Raw genomic sequence first — 3,347 nt, 5'->3', positions numbered from 1 at the left:
TGGACATGGAAAAGACCATGTCCAGCCTAAATAAGATAAGAATCTTAGAAAATGATGAGCAAAAAAAGACAAATCCCAACTCAAATGAAGCATTTGAGTTGGGGTTTGTCGACAGTCTGAAATCCTCTTATTTAAGAGGATTTAATATATGAATATTATCTTTTAACGGCGTGGATATAATGAATGGTCTCGAAAGCAGAAAGATAATCCGTCCTATTTTGAAAGTAAAGATTGTTTATCATCGTCGGTGATAAGTGTTCGAAAATGAGTAACCCTGATTGTTCCAAAATACTTTCAAGTTCATGATAAGCAAAACTTGACTTCATTGGTTCTCTACTTGCAAAAGCCAACTTTACCATATTTTCAACTCGATTAGACTTTCCCTTTTCTTCAAACAATGTTTCATCGGCATAGTCAAATACAATCGAGCTCCCCGATGGGACTTTGGCAAATAAGTTTTTGATTAAATTTATATTTTCTTCTTTTGTTAGATAATACGTAACACCTAATAGGCTAATAAATGTTTTTTTGTTCTCATCAAATCCGTTTTCCTTAAGCCTTTGATAAATGAAATTTTTGGTAAAATCCATGGGAACAAAATGGAGATGATTTGGGATTTCCCAGCCTGCATCAGTTATTCTTTTTCTCTTTAATTCCTGAGTAGATGGATGATCTAGCTCGAATATTTCAAGTTTATTTTCTAGTTCAAGATGGCGAAAACAAAACGTATCATAACCGGCTCCAAGAATCACATATTGCTCTAACCCTAAATTGACTTCATTGAGTAATACTTGTTCACAAAAGGCGGCTCGAGCAAGTGGAGTAGGTGAGAGCTGTACTTGAGTAATCCATTTCAAAATTTCATCTGGTTGGTCTTTAAATTTTTCTGCTATGTCCTTGTTGAAGAATTGTATACTATTAATCATATTTTTCTTAATGTCTGATAACTCTTTTTGGGATAGGAGATCTTTAGCAAGGAAATCATCAAAAATGATTGGTAAATCATTCTGACTGTGATACGCCCGAGAAAAAGCTGAAATCAACGCGGTCATACTGGATTTGTTTTGCTTCACAACTTTCCCTCCAAACAAAAAATAGGATTCACCTGGTCAGGTAAATCCTATTTTACACACAATTTTAATTTTTGTAAATTATAGCAAAAATAAATTATTTTGTCAAGTATTTAGCTCGTTTTAACTTGCTATATTATTTTTCTCATACTTATAAATTCCCTTCTTACAGAATAGAAGTGGGAATTTTTTGTTTTATAGAAGTTTGATTTGCTGAAAAATTTAAGGGACATAACTGTAGTTTAAATTCTTTTACCGTTCATTCATATTGAATGTTTCACTATAGATTTCACGTAGCTGTGCTGCAATGTCTTTCCATTCAATTGGTTCGCCATTCACAATTTGGCCAAACACATCGAGACAACGATGCCATCCGGCTGCAGTATGTACCGCCCATGAATTATCGTCAAAAGTATGTGTGAACACCATTCGACATCCATTTTCATCTTCCAATAAAATATGAAGCAAATCGTCAACTTCTTGAAATGCAAAAACAGTTGGTTCTTTTAATTCTGTAATAATTCCAGAATATGTAGTTCCTTCTCGATCATCCAAATGAATTTTCCCGCCAATTTTTAGTACCATTTCCCCAGTTGCGAAAGGATACAAATTTGCTAAAGGAATGAGCATTTGTCAGTACTTGGAATACTTCTTTTTTTACTTTTAGAAAAACTTCGCTCGAATTGTAAAGCATAACGACCAGTTACATTATGTAATGTACCAAATTCATTTTTCATTTCATACACCTCTTTATTTAACTCATTTAATTGTACTAAAAAATGGTATTATAGTAAAAAGTAGCTGTCATATACTATTTTGACATTGGGGGGTTCTTATGAACGTTCGTATATTAGAAAAAGATGATTACAAAAAAATGAAAGAACTTTTTTTTGATGTCTTTTCAAATGAACCATGGTTCGATCAGTGGAATGAGGAGCAATTAGATTTATATATGAAAGATTTGACGGATAATAATAATTCGCTTTCTTTAGCCCTGTATAATGATAACGATGAGATAGTTGGTTGTTCCCTTGGTTATGTTTTTAACTGGTGGGAAGGTAAGGAATATTATATTAAAGAATTTTTTATCGCAAGAAATTATCAAAATAAAGGTATAGGTAGTCGTTTTATATCTTTAATGGATGAATTTTTAAATAAAAATGAGTTCCAATTTATTACTTTAATGACTGATTTGGATGTGCCAGCATATAATTTTTATAAAAAAAATGGATTCAAACATCTAAATGATTCGGCGTATTTTGTAAAAAGGGTAACCAAGTAATAATAATGCATAATTTGAGGTGAATTAAATGGAGACATTATTTTCTGAACGATTAATATTACGTCAATGGAAAGAATCGGATAGTAAAGATTTATATGAATATGCGAAAAGTGAGTTAGTTGGCCCAAATGCAGGATGGGCACCTCACAATAGTGAAGACGAAAGTAAAGAAGTTATCAAATTATTTATCGAAGAAAATGATACATATGCTGTCGTTTTGAAAGAAGAAAATAAAGTGATTGGTAGTGTCGGTCTCCATGATCGTCAACCTGATAAGAGTTTAGTAGATTTAAAACAAAAGGAAATCGGGTATGTATTAAATCCAGACTACTGGGGAAGAGGCATGATTCCAGAAGCCGTTAATCGTGTGATTCAATATGGTTTTGAAAAATTAGATTTAGACATAATTTGGTGTGGTCATTTTGATTTCAATTATAATTCTAAAAGAGTGTGTGAAAAATGCGGGTTTCAATATCGATTTAAAAAGAAGAATATTTTGAAGCGATTAGGTAACAAAGAAGTAACTAGTTTATACTATTCTTTAACTAAAGAAGAGTATTTTAACAGCCATGTATAATTTTGGAGTGGGAAAAAATGACACATTATTATTATATAGCCTCGGATAAAAAGTTAGGGCTTGGAAACGGCACTCTTGATTTTGTTCCAACGGATTATTCGATTCCAGGTTTTGATTATCCAGTTCAGTTAGAAGTACTCAGTCTCGAAAAAGACTGGGAGCTTATGGCTTTATTGCAATATATACGAAATCACACTGCACCACATAAAGAATGTACTATACAAATTGCTCATTTATTAAACTCGAATCGAGTTGAGCTAAAAGTATATGAAAAGTCCAAAATATTGTTACGCAATATTGCAGCTTGTAGACAAAGTCCCTAACTAGTGGCCAAATCTACAGGCTTTTTTTGTATAATAGGGATAGAATTCTTGGTTAACGGGGGAAATTTAGGATGTTATCGAAGCGTACAGACAAT

Annotated in this window: 5 protein-coding genes; 3 read left to right on the top strand and 2 right to left on the bottom strand. The window is 32.4% G+C overall.

All coding sequences use genetic code 11. From position 1 onward, the window contains the following. Positions 1-155 precede the first annotated feature (155 nt). Together OEV82_RS15940 and OEV82_RS15935 are read right to left on the bottom strand one after the other, a co-directional pair. Positions 156-1,073: a class I SAM-dependent methyltransferase gene (locus OEV82_RS15940; protein WP_263062428.1), complete on the bottom strand. Its 918-nt coding sequence runs from the start codon at positions 1,071-1,073 to the stop codon at positions 156-158. A 249-nt stretch (positions 1,074-1,322) separates the two neighbouring features. Further along, positions 1,323-1,655: an SRPBCC domain-containing protein gene (locus OEV82_RS15935; protein ID WP_263062427.1), complete on the bottom strand. Its 333-nt coding sequence runs from the start codon at positions 1,653-1,655 to the stop codon at positions 1,323-1,325. Positions 1,656-1,905: 250 nt separating this feature from the next. Between OEV82_RS15935 and OEV82_RS15930 the strand changes: the two genes are divergently transcribed. From OEV82_RS15930 to OEV82_RS15920, 3 genes are read left to right on the top strand one after another with little or no spacing between them, the layout of a single operon-like run. Continuing rightward, entirely contained in the window at positions 1,906-2,352 is a 447-nt protein-coding gene (locus OEV82_RS15930) for a GNAT family N-acetyltransferase (RefSeq protein ID WP_263062426.1), read from the top strand. Positions 2,353-2,380: 28 nt separating this feature from the next. Further along, positions 2,381-2,929, top strand: coding sequence for a GNAT family N-acetyltransferase (locus OEV82_RS15925; protein WP_263062425.1), 549 nt, complete (start codon positions 2,381-2,383; stop codon positions 2,927-2,929). 17 nt (positions 2,930-2,946) lie between these two features. Beyond that, positions 2,947-3,252: a hypothetical protein gene (locus tag OEV82_RS15920; RefSeq protein WP_263062424.1), complete on the top strand. Its 306-nt coding sequence runs from the start codon at positions 2,947-2,949 to the stop codon at positions 3,250-3,252. Positions 3,253-3,347: the final 95 nt, after the last annotated feature.

This window comes from Pallidibacillus thermolactis (assembly GCF_025660415.1).
Classification (GTDB): domain Bacteria; phylum Bacillota; class Bacilli; order Bacillales; family Caldibacillaceae; genus Pallidibacillus; species Pallidibacillus thermolactis.
The sequence above is the reverse complement of the archived record's forward strand: the minus strand, read 5'-3'. Positions and strand labels throughout refer to the sequence as shown.